This window comes from Pseudomonas sp. GW821-FHT11D10 (assembly GCF_058808435.1).
The window spans coordinates 230,549-247,802 of record NZ_JBXARR010000005.1 but is presented as its reverse complement, the minus strand read 5'-3'; the positions used below and the strand labels follow the sequence as shown (position 1 = coordinate 247,802).

15 protein-coding genes are annotated in these 17,254 nt (G+C 62.3%); 3 read left to right on the top strand and 12 right to left on the bottom strand.

What is annotated here, in order from left to right; all coding sequences use genetic code 11:
- Nucleotides 1-58: 58 nt before the first annotated feature.
- Nucleotides 59-460 (bottom strand): lectin OAA family protein, encoded by a 402-nt coding sequence (locus AC1RT4_RS17565; RefSeq protein ID WP_007952165.1) that lies wholly within the window; start codon nucleotides 458-460, stop codon nucleotides 59-61.
- Nucleotides 461-681: 221 nt separating this feature from the next.
- On the opposite strand from AC1RT4_RS17565, the gene AC1RT4_RS17560 reads away from it, so the two are divergent.
- Complete coding sequence (locus AC1RT4_RS17560) at nucleotides 682-2,436, top strand: cyclic-di-GMP receptor FimW-related protein (protein ID WP_493086605.1); 1,755 nt, start codon at nucleotides 682-684, stop codon at nucleotides 2,434-2,436.
- A 39-nt stretch (nucleotides 2,437-2,475) separates the two neighbouring features.
- Here AC1RT4_RS17560 and serB read toward each other — a convergent pair whose 3' ends face one another.
- Nucleotides 2,476-3,690, bottom strand: a complete 1,215-nt coding sequence (gene serB, locus AC1RT4_RS17555; RefSeq protein ID WP_007952163.1) for a phosphoserine phosphatase SerB — start codon at nucleotides 3,688-3,690, stop codon at nucleotides 2,476-2,478.
- A 134-nt stretch (nucleotides 3,691-3,824) separates the two neighbouring features.
- On the opposite strand from serB, the gene AC1RT4_RS17550 reads away from it, so the two are divergent.
- Complete coding sequence (locus AC1RT4_RS17550) at nucleotides 3,825-5,333, top strand: AhpA/YtjB family protein (protein WP_273901491.1); 1,509 nt, start codon at nucleotides 3,825-3,827, stop codon at nucleotides 5,331-5,333.
- A 359-nt stretch (nucleotides 5,334-5,692) separates the two neighbouring features.
- Here the strand turns inward: AC1RT4_RS17550 and AC1RT4_RS17545 are convergent, their stop codons facing one another.
- The 9 genes from AC1RT4_RS17545 to AC1RT4_RS17505 all read right to left on the bottom strand — a co-directional run bounded on the left by AC1RT4_RS17545 (nucleotide 5,693) and on the right by AC1RT4_RS17505 (nucleotide 14,999).
- Nucleotides 5,693-6,403, bottom strand: a complete 711-nt coding sequence (locus AC1RT4_RS17545; RefSeq protein WP_007952202.1) for a PqiC family protein — start codon at nucleotides 6,401-6,403, stop codon at nucleotides 5,693-5,695.
- A gap of 177 nt (nucleotides 6,404-6,580) precedes the next feature.
- Nucleotides 6,581-8,845, bottom strand: coding sequence for a DNA topoisomerase IV subunit A (gene parC, locus AC1RT4_RS17540; protein ID WP_011332166.1), 2,265 nt, complete (start codon nucleotides 8,843-8,845; stop codon nucleotides 6,581-6,583).
- Nucleotides 8,846-8,852: 7 nt separating this feature from the next.
- Entirely contained in the window at nucleotides 8,853-9,377 is a 525-nt protein-coding gene (locus AC1RT4_RS17535; protein WP_007952204.1) for a retropepsin-like aspartic protease family protein, read from the bottom strand.
- On the bottom strand, nucleotides 9,374-10,363 hold the full coding sequence (locus AC1RT4_RS17530) for an esterase-like activity of phytase family protein (protein ID WP_085608484.1): 990 nt from the start codon (nucleotides 10,361-10,363) through the stop codon (nucleotides 9,374-9,376). Before AC1RT4_RS17530 ends, AC1RT4_RS17535 begins: the two co-directional genes overlap by 4 nt.
- Nucleotides 10,363-12,270, bottom strand: coding sequence for a DNA topoisomerase IV subunit B (gene parE / locus AC1RT4_RS17525; protein WP_085608483.1), 1,908 nt, complete (start codon nucleotides 12,268-12,270; stop codon nucleotides 10,363-10,365). Before parE ends, AC1RT4_RS17530 begins: the two co-directional genes overlap by 1 nt.
- Nucleotides 12,271-12,312: 42 nt before the next feature.
- The gene (locus AC1RT4_RS17520) at nucleotides 12,313-12,921 is read right to left on the bottom strand and encodes a YqiA/YcfP family alpha/beta fold hydrolase (protein WP_493086600.1); all 609 of its coding nucleotides are present in this window, start codon (nucleotides 12,919-12,921) and stop codon (nucleotides 12,313-12,315) included.
- 96 nt (nucleotides 12,922-13,017) lie between these two features.
- Nucleotides 13,018-13,833, bottom strand: a complete 816-nt coding sequence (cpdA, locus tag AC1RT4_RS17515) for a 3',5'-cyclic-AMP phosphodiesterase (protein ID WP_493086598.1) — start codon at nucleotides 13,831-13,833, stop codon at nucleotides 13,018-13,020.
- A gap of 105 nt (nucleotides 13,834-13,938) precedes the next feature.
- The gene (locus AC1RT4_RS17510; RefSeq protein ID WP_007952222.1) at nucleotides 13,939-14,391 is read right to left on the bottom strand and encodes a DUF1249 domain-containing protein; all 453 of its coding nucleotides are present in this window, start codon (nucleotides 14,389-14,391) and stop codon (nucleotides 13,939-13,941) included.
- Nucleotides 14,382-14,999 (bottom strand): NUDIX domain-containing protein, encoded by a 618-nt coding sequence (locus AC1RT4_RS17505; protein WP_007952223.1) that lies wholly within the window; start codon nucleotides 14,997-14,999, stop codon nucleotides 14,382-14,384. Before AC1RT4_RS17505 ends, AC1RT4_RS17510 begins: the two co-directional genes overlap by 10 nt.
- A gap of 221 nt (nucleotides 15,000-15,220) precedes the next feature.
- Here AC1RT4_RS17505 and AC1RT4_RS17500 point away from each other — a divergent pair, with 221 nt between their 5' ends.
- On the top strand, nucleotides 15,221-15,967 hold the full coding sequence (locus tag AC1RT4_RS17500; protein ID WP_085701039.1) for an RsiV family protein: 747 nt from the start codon (nucleotides 15,221-15,223) through the stop codon (nucleotides 15,965-15,967).
- On the opposite strand, the gene cytX is transcribed toward AC1RT4_RS17500, so the two are convergent.
- Nucleotides 15,936-17,228, bottom strand: a complete 1,293-nt coding sequence (cytX, locus tag AC1RT4_RS17495; RefSeq protein ID WP_493086595.1) for a putative hydroxymethylpyrimidine transporter CytX — start codon at nucleotides 17,226-17,228, stop codon at nucleotides 15,936-15,938. The genes AC1RT4_RS17500 and cytX overlap by 32 nt on opposite strands.
- Nucleotides 17,229-17,254 lie beyond the last annotated feature (26 nt).

Sequence of the window (17,254 nt, the reverse complement as noted above, 5' to 3'; positions counted from 1 at the left end):
CTGTTGATCCGCCCTTTCGCACGTCTGCGAAGGGGCGGACACGACCTGAGTGGCGCCGTTACTCTATCTGCCCACGGAAGCCGATCGGCCCTTCGTTGGCGTAGGTATTGGTGCCGCTGAGGTTTTTCCCGCCGTCATTGGACGTGACGCTCAACGCGATAACGTTCTGGTTATCCCGCCCGCCGATCACCCACTTGCCACCTGGATGCCAGGGGGCATCGTTGCCACCCCACTGGTTTTCGACGTTGTACTGGTTCTGGCCAGTGCGCTGAGCCTTGAAGCCAATAGGGCCTTCGCCGGCGTAGGTCATGGTGCCGGTGAAGCTTTTGCCACCGTCGCCGGACTTGATCTCGATCGCGACGACGTTCTGGTTGTCCCGCGCGCCCAGCACCCAGGTTCCACCCGGATGCCAAGGTGCCGAACTACCGCCCCATTGATTTGCCACTGCGTATTTAGACATGAACCTCATCTCCTTGAAGTTTTTCAGAGACCTGCCCGACGTTGCGGCAAGCCGTGCAACCGTGCGTTTCCGATCGCACGCCTGAGAGCCTAGTAGCGCCTGCCGAAATGGCACCAGGCCAGCAGACCAACGGTAAAAAAGCCTGACAATCGCCTGCGAAACAGAGCACAACTGCTAGAGTTTTTGGCATTGCCCTATTCGCCGCCGGAGCTTGTCACGGCATGAGTGAGCCTCGATCCCAACCGAAACTGAGTGCCCCGACGCCCACGCAGTTGCGCCTGTCCTTCTGTGAGGCCACCCCGCGCGACCTCAAGCGCTGGATCGCCGATCTGCCCAAGGCCAACATCGGCGAAACCGCGCGTCTGCTGTATCAAGGCCTCGGTGAACTCAATCAACTGCTGACCCCCAGCGACAACCGCCTGCATCTGTTGGAGCTGCTGCGGCCCGAGGTGTATTTCGTCTGCCAGCATCTGGAACGGCACTTTCTGCATCAGGCGATCATGCTCGATGAGCGCTCACGCAAGATCAGCAACCTGTGCCAGGCCCTGCAAAGTCAGCTGACCATCGGTTACAAACAGATCATTCTGCGGATCGCGCCCAAGTACTCCCGGGATCGTGCAGCCCTGGTGAGCGAAGCGCTGCAACGGGCGGCCCATGCGCTGAAAGGGCAACTGGTTCGCGCCACGCAGTTGTACAGCGCCGCACCGGAACAGCTGTGGTTCGAACTGCATCAATTGTTTCGCTGTGCCTGCGAGCTGCAACTGCAACATCGCCGGGTGCGCGACGACCTTGCCAGCCTGACCGGCGAGTTGAGTGTCGAGCAGACCTACCTCGCCGCCCTGCTGCTGGGCAGCGCCCGCTGCAATCAGTTGCGCCAGAATCAGATCGCGCGTCTGGCCCAAGTGGTGGAACCGTGGAGTGCGTGGCTGAAACTGCATCCCGCCCATCCGGGCGAGGGGTTGTTCGCGGTTTCGGCAGAGATCGACGCCGGCCCGCGTTACCGCTCCCAGTTTCGCAGCGAACAGCAGGCCAGTCTGCTCGGCTTCGATCCGCAACCGCTGGTGAACGCCATCGAGGCTCACCTGCTGCATCAGGATGCGACTACCCCGCTGCCCGTGCCGTCCGGCCTGACCCTCGACACCCTGCAACACCTGCACGCCACCTGGGGCGAAGCCGCCGAACGCAGCTTCCAGCGCACCGTCGGCCAGGGCAACCTGACCGTGTGCGTCGGCATGAGCGCCCTGCACTTCTACCTCGGCGGCGAACGCACCTTCAGCGAACTGCTCAAGCACCCCGGCGCCCGTGCGGCGAATTTCAGCCGCGCGGTGGTTCAGGGCGAAAAGGACAGCTGGAGCCAGGCGTTCGATGCCGCACCGCAGAGCACATCCGATGAATTGTTGCCCTACGAGGAAATCCGTTACGAACCGCTGATCGACGATGAAGGCGACGCCGACAGTCCGCCGCATTACCCGACCTATGCCTTGCCCGTCATCAACCACAGCCCCGGCGGTTATTGCCTGGCCTGGCCAAAGGACGTACCCGCTGAATTGCAGGCCGGGGAAATGGTCGGGATTCAGGACAGCCTCAACCAGGGCTGGAGCATTGCCGTGGTGCGCTGGATCCGCCAGGTGCGCGGCGCCGGTACGCAAATGGGCATCGAACTGGTGGCGCCCCATGCCCGGCCGTGCGGGTTGCAACTGGTGCGTTCGCGGGATGATCACAGCCAGTATCTGCGCGGTTTGCTGTTGCCGGAGATCAGTGCGATCGATTTGCCAGCGACATTGCTGGCGCCACGGCTGCCGTTTCAGGAAGGCAATAAAGTGCTGATCAACACCCAGGGCGAAGAGCACCGCGCCGGGCTGGATCGGCGGGTGGCCAGCACTCACAGTTTCAATCAGTTTGCCTATCGCTCGCTGGAGGCGGCCAGGAATGGCGGGAGCGAAGAAGATTTCGACTCGTTGTGGAAATCCCTTTGAGCCAGGACCGCAGCCGAGGGCTGCGATCCCGTGCTTATATCAGAGCTGCCCGTCGCGATCCCGGAAGCCCAGCAGGTACAGCACGCCATCCAGCCCGAGGGTCGAGATCGCCTGCTTCGCCGACTGCTTGACCAGCGGCTTGGCGCGGAACGCCACGCCCAGACCGGCAATCGCCAGCATCGGCAGGTCGTTGGCGCCGTCGCCCACGGCGATGGTCTGCTCCAGACGCAAACCTTCTTTTTCAGCCAGTTGCTTCAGCAGATCGGCCTTGCGCTGGGCATCGACGATCGGCTCGATCGCCACGCCGGTGCACTTGCCGTCGACCACTTCCAGTTCGTTGGCGAACACGTAATCGATGCCGAGTTTGGCCTGCAATTGCTTGGCGAAGTAGGTGAAACCGCCCGACAGGATCGCAGTCTTGTAGCCCAGGCGCTTGAGTTCGGCGAACAGGGTTTCGGCACCCTCGGTCAGGCGCAGCGAGGCGCCGATCGAATCGAGCACGCTGACATCCAGGCCCTTGAGCAGCGCCAGACGCTCTTTGAAGCTGGCGCGGAAGTCCAGTTCGCCGGCCATTGCCCGCTCGGTGATTTCCGAAACCTGATCGCCGACGCCGGCGGCCTTGGCCAGTTCGTCGATGACTTCGGCTTCGATCAGGGTGGAGTCCATGTCGAACACCGCCAGACGACGGTTGCGACGGAACAGCGAATCTTCCTGGAAAGCGATATCGACGTTCAGTTCCTGAGCCACGCTGAGGAATTCGGCGCGCAGGGCCTGCGGATCGGCCGCTTCGCCACGTACGGAGAATTCGATGCAGCCCTTGCCCTTGTCGGCCGGGGTGTCCAGCGGCATGCGACCCGACAGACGGTCGATATGGTCGATGTTCAGGCCGTATTTGGCGGTGATCGAGCTCACGGCCTGCAACTGGCCGGCGGTGACCTTGCGGGTCAGCAGGGTGACGATGTGGCGTTTCTTGCCCTGATTGCCCACCCATTGCTGATAATCCTCTTCGGACACCGGGGTGAAGCGCACCTGCTGGTCGAGCTCATAGCCCTTGAACAGGATGTCCTTGAGCACCGACTTGCCTTGCTCGGAGTCGGGGATTTCCACGAGGATGCCGAACGACAGCATGTCGTGGATCACCGCCTGACCGATGTCGAGGATATTCACACCACCCTGGGCCAGAACACCGGTAATGGCCGCCGTCAGACCCGGACGGTCGACTCCCGTGATGTTAATCAGGACGATTTCGCGCAACGCGCACCCCCGCAACTGGAAAAAAACCGCATTCTACCCACTTTCAGTGACCATCGGGCACCGCCAGCGCTTTGCCGGTCTAGGGCCTGTCGCTATACTGCGCGTCAACTTCACGGACAAAAGAGCCGAGCTCAGTGAACCGGCCCACGCCAGTTAAAACCGATAACTTCTTTCTGCTGATCTTCCGTGCACTGCGCCACCGCCGTGTACCGATTGCATTGCGCATTGCCAGCCATAACGTGATCCTGGTCGCCCTGGCCCTGGTGATCTATGCCTGCGTGATGGGCCTGCAGTTCAAGCAGGCCATGCACGAGCAGGCCGATGCGCTGGGCGAAAGCCTGACCACGCAGACCGCCACCTCCGCCACCGAACTGCTGGTGTCCAACGACATCCTCAGCCTCAACGTGCTGCTCAACAACCTGACCAAGAACAAGCTGGTGGCCCACGCCGCCATCTACAGCGTGGACAACCGCATCCTCGCCGAGTCCGGTCAGCGGCCCAAGCACGGCCTGCTGGGCGAAGCCGAGGGCATGTACGAGAGCAAGATCACCTTCCAGGACGTGACCGCCGGGCAACTGCGCATCAGCCTGGACATGGACCAGTTCCAGCAGCCGATGACCATCAGCCTTCAGAGCATGGGCATTCTGAGTGCAATCCTGCTGGCACTGTCCCTGGCCCTGAGCCTGCGTCTGGGCCGGCACATCTCCACGCCGCTGCTGCAATTGCGTGTGTGGCTGCGCCGGATCGACGAATACACGCCGGGTATCGAGCGTCAGGACGAGATCGGCGATCTTGCCCGCCAGTTGCACGCCAACTATGCCCCGGAGCCGGCCGAACCGGAACCCGAGCCGGAACCCGAGTTCGAGGACGACGAGCCGGAATTCGAAGTGCGCAACCTGCGTGATCCGAGCTTCGACGAGAGCCGCCCGATGGCTGCGCAGAAGCCTGCGCCACGCCATGTGGTCAGCACCGTTGAAGACGACGATGACGAAGATCCGTTCGCCGATCTGCGTGACGAGTCGCTGAACGAAACCGCACAACCGGCGGTGCGCCGGCCGACCCCAAGCGTGCCGCAACACACGGCGGTGCTGGCGGTACAACTGGGCTCGCAGGAACAACTGCGCCGTTTGCCCCGCGCACGTCTGGAAGAGTTGCAGGATCGCTATCGCGATTGCCTGGAGCAGGCTGCTTCGCTGTATCAGGGCGAAATCGAAACCCTGAACGACGGCAGCACGCTGATGCTGTTCCACACCGAAGACAGCGGCGACGATTACCTGACCAACGCCATCTGCTGCGGCGAGCTGCTGCGGGCGCTGGGCCACCAGTTGCAGATCGAAGTCGCCGACAGCGGCATCACCCTGCAATTGCAGCTGGGCCTGACTCTTGGCGACGAACTGTTCGGTCTGAGCCAGATCGACCTGTTGCTGACCGACTCCGCCCAGGACGCCCTGGCCCTGTCGCAACACAGCCGCAACCTGCTGCTGGTGGAGCGCAAGATTGGTGATGACGCGTTGATTCGCCAACGCGCGCGAATCCGGCCGATTGCCAGCCCTGAGGGGGCTTGCTGTGTGGAGCGGTTGATGGAGCCTTATCCGTCGATGCTTGAGCGGCAACTGGCGCGGATGCATGAGCGTCGGGCCTGAGACCCTGATATGAAGAAGCCCGCAGACGAGTGATTGTCTGCGGGCTTTTTTGTGCGTGGCGTTTCCATGATTGCGCCTGGCCTTGAGAGCCCCCTCACCCTAGCCCTCTCCCGGAGGGAGAGGGGACTGACCGAGATGTCTTGCGTCATACATCGACCTGAAAGATCTTGGCGATTATGGATTCGGCAAAACACGTTCAGGTCGATGAAATCCTAGAGCATCCCCCTATCAGTCCCCTCTCCCTCCGGGAGAGGGCTAGGGTGAGGGGCTTTTCGAATTGGGCACCAATGCAGGTTCCACCAACGTCCAGAAACAACAAAGCCCGCACAAGGCGGGCTCTGTTCTGACTCGTTCCAGCCTTAGAAGCGAAACACTTCCATATCCGTACGAATCGGCGAAGCCATCGGTATCTTCGGCTGCTTCTCGGCTTCCGCCGCCGGTGCTGCCGGCTTCGGCGCCGGTTTGCGCGGCGCCTCGGCCACCGGAGGCTGATTGGCCAACGGCTTGAGCGCTACCGACAGCTGCTCCGCCAGACGCTGCAACAACACGCCTTGCGCCTGCACCTGCGCGGCGGTAGTGCCGGCATGCTGTTCCTGCAGATGAACAATGCGGTTATCGCGCACCTGACCACGGCGGTCGATCAGGCGCCATTGCGCGTCGAGGATCGCCGGTTGCGACTGACCCGAGTCCAGACGCGTAATGGTCAACAGCACCTGCACGTCCGGGGTGAAGCCCACGGTGGCCGGCGCCAGCACGACGCGCTGACTGTCCAGATGCCCGGCGACCTGACGCAACAGCAACTGATCGATGTCCGAAGACAGGCTACCCGCCCAACGGCCATCGACCGAGGCTTGCAGGCTGCCGTCCGGTTGACGCTGCAACAGGGTTTCACGTTGCAGGTAATCGGCAACGATTACAGGGCCCAGCAAAACTGCCATGCCTGAGCTTTGCGCAGGCTGAGCCGGACTTCCGCTGTCCAGCTGATACAGCGACACCGGCTGGTGAACGCTGCAACCCGCCAGGCCAAGAACGCCGGCGAGCAGGAAAATAAGGGGGCGCAGAGAAGTCATCATCCCGTCCAGGTGGCCGCCACAAGGCTGACCACAGTGAAAATACTCAACAAATATGAAGAACGCTCGGCCACGCCGGCGCTTGGAAAGGCCATATCATCCGTGAATATGCGTTCCGACTCCAGCGCCAAAGCGCCGATCTACGGGTTAAATCGTAGATCGGGGCGTCTAGGACGCTTAATTGAGGTTTTCGACGAGCAGCGCATCCACCCGCTGGAAGCCACGTGGCAGTTTGTTGCCACGACGTCCACGTTCACCTTTGTAGTGTTCGAGGTCGTCGGCTTTCAGCGACAAGGTGCGTTTTCCGGCCTGCAGCACCAAGGTGGCGCCTTCCGGAAGAACGGCGATGTCCGTGACATATTCTTCGCGACTGGCCACACGCTCACCGGAAATACCAATGATCTTGTTGCCTTTGCCCTTCCCTAATTGTGGCAGATCGCTGATCTTGAAGATCAGCAGGCGACCCTCGGTCGTCACCGAGGCCAGCCAGTTGTGCTCGCGGTCGGCGACCGGACGCGGCGCAATCACCTTGGCGTTGTTCGGCAGGCTCAAGAGTGCCTTGCCGGCCTTGTTCTTGGCCTGCAGGTCTTCGCCTTTCACCACAAAACCGTAGCCGGCGTCCGAGGCGATCACGTACAGCGAGTCCTCTTCAGGCATCAGCACACATTCGAACGTTGCACCCGGCGGCGGCGTCAGACGGCCGGTCAACGGCTCGCCCTGGCCCCGTGCCGATGGCAGGGTGTGGGTGGCCAGCGAGTAACTGCGGCCCGTGGAGTCGATGACCACAGCCGATTGGTTCGAGCGCCCCGCCGCCGATGTCTTGAAGCCGTCCCCGGCTTTGTACGACAGGCCGGTGGCATCGATCTCGTGGCCCTTGGCCGAACGGATCCAGCCTTTTTCCGACAGCACGACGGTAACTTTCTCGTTCGGCAGCAGATCGTGCTCGGTCAGCGCCTTGGCTTCGGCACGCTCAACGATTGGCGACCGACGGTCGTCGCCGTAGGTTTCGGCATCTTTCAGCAGCTCGCTGCGAACCAGCTTCTTCAGCTTGGCTTCGCTGCTCAGCAGCGCTTGCAGTTTGGCTTGTTCCTTGAGCAGTTCGTCCTGCTCGTCGCGCAGCTTCATCTCTTCCAGTCGCGCCAACTGACGCAGACGGGTGTCGAGGATGTAGTCAGCCTGGATTTCGCTGAGGGCAAAACGCTCGATCAGCTTGGCCTTCGGGTGTTCCTCGGTACGGATGATATGAATCACTTCATCCAGGTTGAGGTAGGCAATCAGCAAACCGTCCAACAGGTGCAGGCGACGCTCGACCTTGTCGAGGCGGAATTGCAGACGGCGACGTACGGTCAGCACGCGGAATTCCAGCCACTCCACCAGCAACGCGCGGAGGTTTTTCAGCTGCGGCTTGCCGTCCAGACCGATGATGTTGACGTTGACCCGGTAGGTCGACTCCAGCTCGGTGCTGGCGAACAGGTGCTGCATCAGCGCTTCGTGATCGACGCGGCTGTTGACCGGGATGATCACGATGCGGCACGGGTTTTCGTGGTCGGATTCGTCGCGAAGATCGGCGATCTGCGGCGCTTTCGACGGTTTGGCCTGCATCAGTGCGGCGATCTGCTCCAGCACCTTGGCCCCGGAGACCTGGTGCGGCAGCGCGGTGACGATGATGTCGCCGTCCTCGACGTGGTACACGGCGCGCATGCGTACCGAGCCCTTGCCGGTTTCGTACATTTTCAGCAGGTCGGCGCGCGGGGTGATGATTTCCGCTTCGGTCGGGTAGTCCGGGCCCTGGATGTGTTCGCAGAGCTGTTCGACCGTGGCTTTCGGCTCATCGAGCAGACGCACGCACGCGGTGGCGACTTCGCGCAGGTTGTGCGGCGGCACGTCGGTGGCCATGCCCACGGCGATGCCGGTGGTGCCGTTGAGCAGGATGTTCGGCAAACGTGCCGGCAACACCAACGGTTCCTGCAGGGTGCCGTCGAAGTTCGGGCCCCAGTCTGCGGTGCCCTGGCCCAGCTCGCTGAGCAGCACTTCGGAATAACGTGACAGCCGCGCTTCGGTGTAACGCATGGCGGCGAAGGATTTCGGATCGTCCGGCGCACCCCAGTTACCCTGGCCGTCCACCAGCGTGTAGCGATAGCTGAACGGCTGGGCCATCAGCACCATCGCTTCGTAGCACGCCGAGTCGCCGTGCGGGTGGAACTTGCCGAGCACGTCGCCGACGGTACGCGCCGACTTCTTGTGTTTGGAGTCGGCATCCAGCCCCAGCTCGCTCATGGCGTAGACGATACGCCGCTGTACCGGTTTCAGACCGTCGCCGATATGCGGCAGGGCACGGTCCATGATCACGTACATGGAGTAGTTGAGGTAGGCATTTTCGGTGAAGTCAGCCAGCGACCGGCGTTCTACGCCATCTAAGCTGTCTGCAAGGTTGTCGCTCATGCGGGCCTCATCGGTTCGTTGTCTGGCGCAGCAGCATGGTGCCGCCGCGCTGAGTAAATTCAAGTTTGTTCAGGGCGCTCATGCCGAGCAGCACCTGATCGCCATGCAGCCCCGGCGCCACCAGTGCGCGGACGTCCCGCAGCACGATGTCGCCCAGTTGCAGGCGGTCGATACGGGTGCGATAGCCCTGGCTCAGGCCATTGGCCGTGCTCAGGGTCACACCGAAACCTTCTTCCAGCCGGAGGTTTTTCGCCACCTCGGCCGGGATTGCCACGTCGGTCGCGCCGGTGTCGAGCATGAACTCCACCGGCCGACCGTTGATCAGGCCGCTGGCGACAAAATGTCCCTGGGCGTTGCCGATCAGTTTCACTTCGATAAAGCCGTTACCCTGCTGCGAAGCCACTTCCACATTGGGATTACGCTGGCGCTCTTCCCACTGGCCGAAAAACCGCGTGGCCAGAAACAGCGCCGCGCACCACGCCAGAATCATCAGCACCCGACCGGCGCGTTTGCCCGGCGGTTGCTGGCTCATGGTTTGGCGCTCCAGCCACCCTCAGGCGCGGCGAAACGCCAGATGATCGGGCGAACCTCGCCATCGGCGCGCGGGCCGAAATTGTTGTCGACGCCGATCCAGGCACCCTGAGCATCGACGACCAGTGCCTCTTCCAGCCCGAAGTTCTGCTCGTAACGACGATTGGCCTGCAACAGCTCGGCCGCATAGGACCAGCAGAGCTCGACCTTGGCTGTCTGAGCATCGCGTCGACAGATCTGGTACGCGTTGCGCTCAAGGGTAAACAGCTTGCCGTTGAACAGGGAGATATCGGAAAAATCCCGATTGACCGGACGGGCCTTCGGGAACTGCGGCGGCTGCATTTCCATCCCGCCTTCGCTGAGCAGCACGCAGCGTCCGTCACAATCCCACACCGTCTGCTGGCGCTTGATCAGCAACAAGCCACGGCTTTGCCGCTCGGCGGCCAGCCACATCTGATCGCCCGCCGGGTTGATCGCCAGGCCTTCGAATATCGCGTTGAATTGCAGCAGCATCCCACTTGCCCGCGCTTCGCGAACCATCATCGGCGAGATTTTCAGCCACGACGACGGCCCCTGCGGCGGCACTTGCAGCACGGCCGCGTGGGCTTCGCTGACGATGTAGCGGTTGCCGGCGCTGTCACAGCTGATGCCTTCGAAATCCAGATCGCCGCCACGAATGAACGACGCCGCCCAGGTGCGCGAACTGATGCCCCACGGCAAGCCGCTGTCCGGCACTTTCGGCGGATCGATGCGCACGGCCGTGGCCTGCCAGACCCGGTCGCGGATATCGAGACGGTAGATCTGATCATCGTCGCGGTCCGAAACCGTCCACAGGTCATTGCCGCACAAGGCCAGCCCCGACAGGTTGCCGCCGCGCATGCCTTCGACCGGGTGTTCGGCGAGCACGCGCAGCTCTTGCACTGGCTCTGCCGACACCGTCATCGAACCCAGCAGCAACGCACCCGCCAAGGCCCAGCCAAACCGCATCAGGCCAGAACCTCGGCGAGGTTGCCCTTGGATTCAAGCCAGGTCTTGCGGTCGCCGGCACGTTTCTTCGCCAGCAGCATGTCCATCATTTCCGAGGTCTCGGCGAAGTCATCCCCGAGGGTCAACTGCACCAGGCGCCGGGTGTTCGGGTCCATGGTGGTTTCACGCAACTGCGGCGGGTTCATTTCACCCAGACCTTTGAATCGGGTGACCTGCGGTTTGCCGCGTTTCTTCTCGGCCACCAGACGGTCAAGGATCCCGTCGCGCTCGGCGTCGTCCAGGGCGTAGAAAATCTCTTTGCCCAAATCGATGCGGTACAGCGGCGGCATCGCCACGTAGACGTGACCGGCATCCACCAGCGGGCGGAAATGCTGGACGAACAAAGCGCACAACAACGTTGCGATGTGCAGACCGTCGGAGTCGGCGTCGGCGAGGATGCAGATCTTGCCGTAGCGCAGCTGGCTCATGTCCTCGGCGCCCGGATCGACACCGATGGCCACCGCGATGTTGTGCACTTCCTGGCTGGCCAGCACTTCGCTGCCGTCGACTTCCCAGGTGTTGAGGATCTTGCCGCGCAACGGCAGGATCGCCTGGAATTCCTTGTCCCGCGCCTGCTTGGCCGAACCGCCGGCGGAATCACCTTCCACCAGGAACAGCTCGGAACGCATCGGGTCCTGCCCGGCGCAATCGGCCAGTTTGCCCGGCAGCGCCGGCCCCTGGGTGATGCGCTTGCGCTCGACTTTCTTGCTGGCCTTCAGGCGGCGGCCAGCGTTGCTGATCGCCAGCTCTGCCAGCGCCAGACCGGTTTCCGGGTTGGCGTTGAGCCACAGGCTGAACGCGTCCTTGACCACACCGGAAACGAAGGCCGCCGCTTCACGGGACGACAGACGTTCTTTGGTCTGGCCGGAGAATTGCGGCTCCTGCATCTTCATCGACAGGACGAAAGCAATGCGTTCCCAGACGTCTTCCGGCGCCAGCTTCACGCCACGCGGCAGCAGGCTGCGGAATTCGCAGAACTCGCGCATCGCGTCGAGCAGGCCCTGGCGCAGACCGTTGACGTGGGTGCCGCCCTGCTCCGTCGGGATCAGGTTGACGTAGCTTTCAGTGACCGAGGTGCCGCCTTCGGGCAGCCACAACAGCGCCCACTCGACCGCTTCCTTGGTGCCGGCCAGGTTGCCGCAGAACGGCGCGTCCGGCAGGCGCTCGAATTCGCTGACCGCATCCACCAGATAGGAGCGCAGGCCGTCTTCGTAATGCCACTCGACCTTTTCGCCGGTGCCTTTGTCTTCGAAGCTGATCAACAGCCCCGGGCACAGAACGGCCTTGGCCTTGAGCACGTGCTTGAGGCGGCTGATGGAGAATTTTGGCGAGTCGAAGTATTTCGGATCCGGCGCGAAGTACACGCTGGTCCCGGTATTGCGCTTGCCGACGGTGCCGATCACTTGCAGATCGGTGGCCTTGAAGCCGTCGGCGAAGGTCATCTCGTATTCGTTGCCGTCACGCTTGACCCGCACCCGCACCTGGGTCGACAAGGCGTTGACCACGGAAATACCCACCCCGTGCAGACCGCCGGAGAACTGGTAGTTCTTGTTGGAAAACTTGCCGCCCGCATGGAGCTTGGTGAGGATCAGTTCAACGCCCGACACACCCTCTTCCGGGTGGATGTCGACCGGCATGCCACGGCCGTCGTCGCAGACTTCCAGCGAGTGATCGGCGTGGAGGATGACCTGGATCGATTTGGCGTGGCCGGCCAGGGCTTCGTCGACGCTGTTGTCGATGACTTCCTGGGCAAGGTGGTTCGGCCGACTGGTGTCGGTGTACATGCCGGGGCGCTTGCGCACCGGGTCGAGGCCCGAGAGGACTTCGATGGCGTCGGCGTTATAGGAGCTAGCGCTGGGAGTGGCCATAGGGTCTCGTCGTCAGTAATTCAATGAAAATGGGGCAAGACTTCACAGCGCGGTGAAATCGATTGCCTGATAGGTATCGGCGCCAATCCCGGCAAAGCTGAGCAATGCCGGCAATTGTGTAACAAATCCCTGAAAACTGTGGTCGCCGCCGGCCTGAATGCGCAAGGCACAGGCCCGGTAATACTGCTGGGCAAGGCGATAATCCAGCGTTTCATCCCCGGTCTGCAACCATACCTGATAACGCTGCGGATCCTGCGGCGCCGGCACTTCCAGCTCGGCCAGGGCCGTCACGTGGTCGTGGGTCAGCTCCCAGGTTTCGTCGGTGTACAGGTTTTTCTGGGTGCCCAGGTATCCGTCGAACATCCGGTGCGGACTGACGGCCGGGTTGACCAGCAGGGCTTTCAGGCCATGGCGCTCGGCCAGGTGAGTCGCATAGTAGCCGCCGAGCGAGCTTCCCACCAGCAATGGCCGGCCGAGTTCGGCGATTGCCTGTTCCAGCTGACCGATGGCTTCGCGCGGGTGATGGTGCAGCGCCGGCACACGCAGTTGATTGCTCAAACCCAGCCGCTCCATCACCTCGACCAGCTGACAGGCCTTCTTCGAGGCCGGCGCGCTGTTGAAACCATGGATATAGAGAATCGAACCGGACATTTGAGCTCCCTGGGCGTCGGCTGAAGAAAGCGGAGTTTACAGGGAGTCGAGGGGAGTTGGGCCAGCACCCGAGGAAATCAGCGCTGCGCCCTTTGATCAGTAACCGTCGGAGCCGTAATCAACGGTGAACCGGAAATCGGTGACACGCTCCACACCGGTCTCGATCCGGCCATCCGGCAGCAACCGCAACCAGCGATACCCCGGTGCCTGTTCGCCGACCTTGAAATCTTCACTGCCTGGCTCGAACTGGATGCAGGTCGATGGCGAGGCGATCAGCCGTACGCCGTTGCGCTCGCGGTCGATCTCCTGATGGACATGCCCCCACAGCACGGCGCGGGCCTGCGGGAAACGGTCGAGCACGTCGAAAAACGCTTCCGAATTGCGCAAGCCGATCGGCTCCATCCAGGCGCAATCGATCGACACCGGGTGATGGTGAAAGCACACCAGATGATGGCGATCCGGCGCTTCGCTCAGGGAGCGGGCGAGCAATTGCAGTTGGTCATCCTGCAAATAACCCGGCACTGATCCGGGCACCGCCGAATCGAGCAGGGTCACGCGCCAGTTGCCGACATCCACCACGGACTCCAGCAGCGCACTCTTAACAGTCGCCTGAGCCATGATCTGCGGTTCGTCGTGGTTGCCGGGGATCCAGCGGGCCGGCGCGTCGATCTGCGCCGTCATCTGGCGGAATTGCTGGTAGGACTCCAGCGTACCGTCCTGGGACAGGTCGCCGCTGGCAACGATCAGGTCGATCCGCGGTTGCTGTTCGAGCACCAGCTCGATGACTTTTTGCAGGCTCTCGCGGGTGTTCATGCCCAGCAGCGTTCCGTCCGCCTCGGCGAACAGATGACTGTCAGAGAGTTGCACCAGCAACGCCGTGTCGGCGGTGGTCAAAGTCGATACGCTCGGCAAGGCGTTCTCCCCCGGGATCGCGGGACTGGATAGGTGCGGCAATTATGCGGGGGGACAGCGCAAAGAGAAACCGGCGAACCGGACGCAGTTCACAACTTGCGGTGGTTATCGGACCGCCGCGTATTCGTGTCCGCACGCCAGGCAATGACTCAGCCACTCGCCCAGGAACAGATTGAGCTGGGCCTTCTCGTCCGGCTGATGCATGGCCGCATTCGGGTAAGGATAGACGCCGCGAAAACGTCGCGCATGTTCGGCGCTGATCACCTCGGCCATGCGCGCATCGTGATAGACCTGCACTTCCAGTTGCGGCACCGGCAGCCACGGCAGGCTGTGTTCCTGACGCACCTGCAGGGTCGTGGTGTACGGACAGGCCTGCAGCACTTCCAGGGTCAGCACGCCGAGCATCTGGTCGCCCTGGGTCACGGCGATGCGCCGCGCCTCGGGGTCACTGCGCATGTCCGGCAACAGTCGCATCAGGCGCGCGTAGTTGGCCTCGCAGGCGGCTTGCAGGCCCACGAGGTCGACGCGGTAGCGATCGCGCAGCTTGTTTACGACCATAGCCCCCTCACTTCGGCGCGATTGAGCGCCAGCCACTGCAAGGCGATGATGCTCGCCGCATTGGCAATCCGTCCGTCACGTACGGCCTGCAAGGCATCTTCAAAGGCCCAGACCGTGACGCGAATATCTTCAGCTTCTTCCTCCAGCCCATGCAGGCCGCCCGCGCCTTCGGTGCTGCAACGCCCCAGATACAGATGCACGAATTCGTTGCTGCCACCCGGCGATGGAAAGTATTTGGTCATCGGCCACAGGGCTTTGATGTCCAGCCCAGCTTCCTCCTGTGCCTCGCGGTGAGCAACTTCTTCCGGCTGTTCATCCTTGTCGATCAGACCGGCGACCAGTTCCACCAGCCACGGGTTGTCCGCCTTGCCCAGAGCGCCGACGCGAAACTGCTCGATCAGCACCACTTCGTCGCGCTGCGGATCGTAGGGCAGCATGCACACCGCATCGTGGCGCACGAACACTTCACGATTGATTTCGCGGCTCATGCCACCGGCGAACAGTTCGTGTCGCAAGTGCAGACGGTCGAGCTTGTAGAAGCCCTTGTAGCACTGCTCGCGTCGCACGATATCGACGGCGGTCGGAATGGCTTTGGCAAAATCGGTCATGAGCATCCTCTTTACTGCAAATCCAATACGAGGCCCCTTACCTGCGACCTCGACTTCGCGCCATCCTAACGCGCCGGTGACGTTTGATGCAGCCCCTTTACTGTCAGCGGGATGGACGGTGGAGGCGAAACCCACTCTAATTAGCTTAGTGGCGAACTGACCGCTTCGTTGAGAGTCGAAGCGGTAACTTTTTGCCTTCCCCTGCTTCAGAAAGGACGCCCATGTCGCTTTTCAAAATTGCCTCCGTGGCCGCCATCGCCCTGACCCTGGGCGCCTGCGCCAGCCTGTTCCAGCCCAATTACCGCACGCCGCTGGAAACCACCCGCGACGCCTCGGAAACGCTGAAACCCGGTTGTTCCAACCCGGACTGCCCGCTGGTGAATATCGATACGTTGCGCTTCCCGGCAGAACCGGCGCTGGACGGCATCATCGAAAAACGCCTGCTGCAAATGACCCGCACCGCACCGAACGCCCCGGTGGCGCCGACGCTGGCAGCGTATCGCGAGCAGTTCCTGGCCAACGCCGGCCCGCGCAACAGCAGCTATTTGCAGGCGAAAGTACGCGAGCAGCATGACGGTCTGGTGATCATCGAAACGTCGAGCTATCTGGACACCGGCGGTGCCCACGGTACGCCGGGACGCGGTTTCATCAACTATTCGCGTCAGCAGCACAAGGTGCTGACCCTGGCGGACATGCTGCTGCCAGGTCAGGAAGAGGCGTTCTGGAAAGCCGCGCAAGTGGCACACAACAGCTGGCTGATCAGCACCAAGCTCGATCAGGAACCGGAATTCGTGAAGAGCTGGCCGTTCGTCAAAACCCCGAACGTGGCGCTGACCTACGGCGGCGTGATCCTCAAGTACGACGTGACCACCATCGCGCCTTACGCGCTGGGCCACGTCGAACTGAAGATCCCTTACCCGCGCCTGAACGGCATTCTCAAGCCCGAGCTGTTTCCCGGCCGTAACTGAAAGCCCGACCGAGCACGAGTTGCAGCAGCCCTGCCAGCACCAGCGCCGGCAGGGTTGCGCCGACATCCGGATACAGATTGGCCAGCAAGTGATAGGTGCTGATACCGCCCAGCCACGCCAATAGTGCCGGCCAGCGCAATGCGGCCGACGCCACCTGGGCACTGCGCTTGCGCAGGATGAAGTGATCCACCAGCACCACGCCGAACAGCGGCGCAAACACCGAACCGATCAACAGCAGGAAGTTCTGGTATTGCGCCAATGGCGCGAGCAAGGCGATCAGGGTGCAGATCACGCCGATGGCCAACGCCAGATGCTCGACTTTCAGACGCAACAGAATCCCGCTGGAAACCGCTGCCGAGTGAATGTCGGCGAAAGCGTTTTCCGACTCGTCCAGCAGAATCAGCAACAGCGGAATGCCCAGACCCGCACCGGCCAGTGCCAGCAGCAGCGCGTTGACTTCACCGCTCGGCGCGAATGCCAGGGTGTACGCCACGCCGAGGCTCATCAGCCAGAAGTTACCGATGAAGAAACCGATCGCCGTGCCGCCGAATACGTTCTTCGCCCGCTGGCCGAAACGCGAGTAGTCGGCGATCAGTGGCAGCCATGACAGCGGCATCGCAATCGCAATGTCGAAGCCCACGGCGAGCGACATCGAACCATCCCCGGCCTGTGCCCACAAGGCGGCAAGATCAGCCTTGGCGAACAGGTTCCACGTCAGCCAGATGCACGCGGCCAGAATCAGCCAGATGCCCCACTTGCGCAGGATCTTGCGCACAAACGTCAACGGCCCGCTGACCGCGAGCAAGGTTGCCAGTGCACCGAAGCACAGCGTCCACAGCATCGGACTGGCCCACAGCGAACCTTCGCTGAAAGCACGGGTGCCGAGCAGGCTGGCCGCATCGCGCATGACGATGATTTCGAACGAACCCCAACCGATCAGTTGCAGCAGGTTGAGCAGCGCCGGCAGGCTCGCGCCTTTGCTGCCGAGGCTGAGCTTCAGCGCGGCCATCGACGACAGGCCGGTGTCGCTGCCGATCACGCCAACGGCGGCCAGCAACAGGACGCCGACCAGGGTGCCGAGGAAGATGGCCAGAAGCGATCCCGACAGGCCCAGCCCCGGCGCCAGCAGCGCACCGGTCTGCAAAACCATCAGGCCGATGCCGAGGGAAAACCACAGGGAAAACAGATCGCGACCGCCGAATACACGCTGGTTGGCGGGCACGGCGAGGTCGGGGGAATAAGTACCGGGTTGAATGCTCAAGGGTGTTATCTCAGAGGGACATTTGT

Bases quoted from the DNA above. Each gene is read 5' to 3' on its own strand.
- AC1RT4_RS17565 (WP_007952165.1), bottom strand. From the start codon at position 460: ATGTCTAAATACGCAGTGGCAAATCAATGGGGCGGTAGTTCGGCACCT.
- AC1RT4_RS17560 (WP_493086605.1), top strand. From the start codon at position 682: ATGAGTGAGCCTCGATCCCAACCGAAACTGAGTGCCCCGACGCCCACG.
- AC1RT4_RS17545 (WP_007952202.1), bottom strand. From the start codon at position 6,403: ATGACTTCTCTGCGCCCCCTTATTTTCCTGCTCGCCGGCGTTCTTGGC.
- parC (WP_011332166.1), bottom strand. From the start codon at position 8,845: ATGAGCGACAACCTTGCAGACAGCTTAGATGGCGTAGAACGCCGGTCG.
- AC1RT4_RS17535 (WP_007952204.1), bottom strand. From the start codon at position 9,377: ATGAGCCAGCAACCGCCGGGCAAACGCGCCGGTCGGGTGCTGATGATT.
- AC1RT4_RS17530 (WP_085608484.1), bottom strand. From the start codon at position 10,363: ATGCGGTTTGGCTGGGCCTTGGCGGGTGCGTTGCTGCTGGGTTCGATG.
- parE (WP_085608483.1), bottom strand. From the start codon at position 12,270: ATGGCCACTCCCAGCGCTAGCTCCTATAACGCCGACGCCATCGAAGTC.
- AC1RT4_RS17520 (WP_493086600.1), bottom strand. From the start codon at position 12,921: ATGTCCGGTTCGATTCTCTATATCCATGGTTTCAACAGCGCGCCGGCC.
- AC1RT4_RS17510 (WP_007952222.1), bottom strand. From the start codon at position 14,391: ATGGTCGTAAACAAGCTGCGCGATCGCTACCGCGTCGACCTCGTGGGC.
- AC1RT4_RS17505 (WP_007952223.1), bottom strand. From the start codon at position 14,999: ATGACCGATTTTGCCAAAGCCATTCCGACCGCCGTCGATATCGTGCGA.
- AC1RT4_RS17500 (WP_085701039.1), top strand. From the start codon at position 15,221: ATGTCGCTTTTCAAAATTGCCTCCGTGGCCGCCATCGCCCTGACCCTG.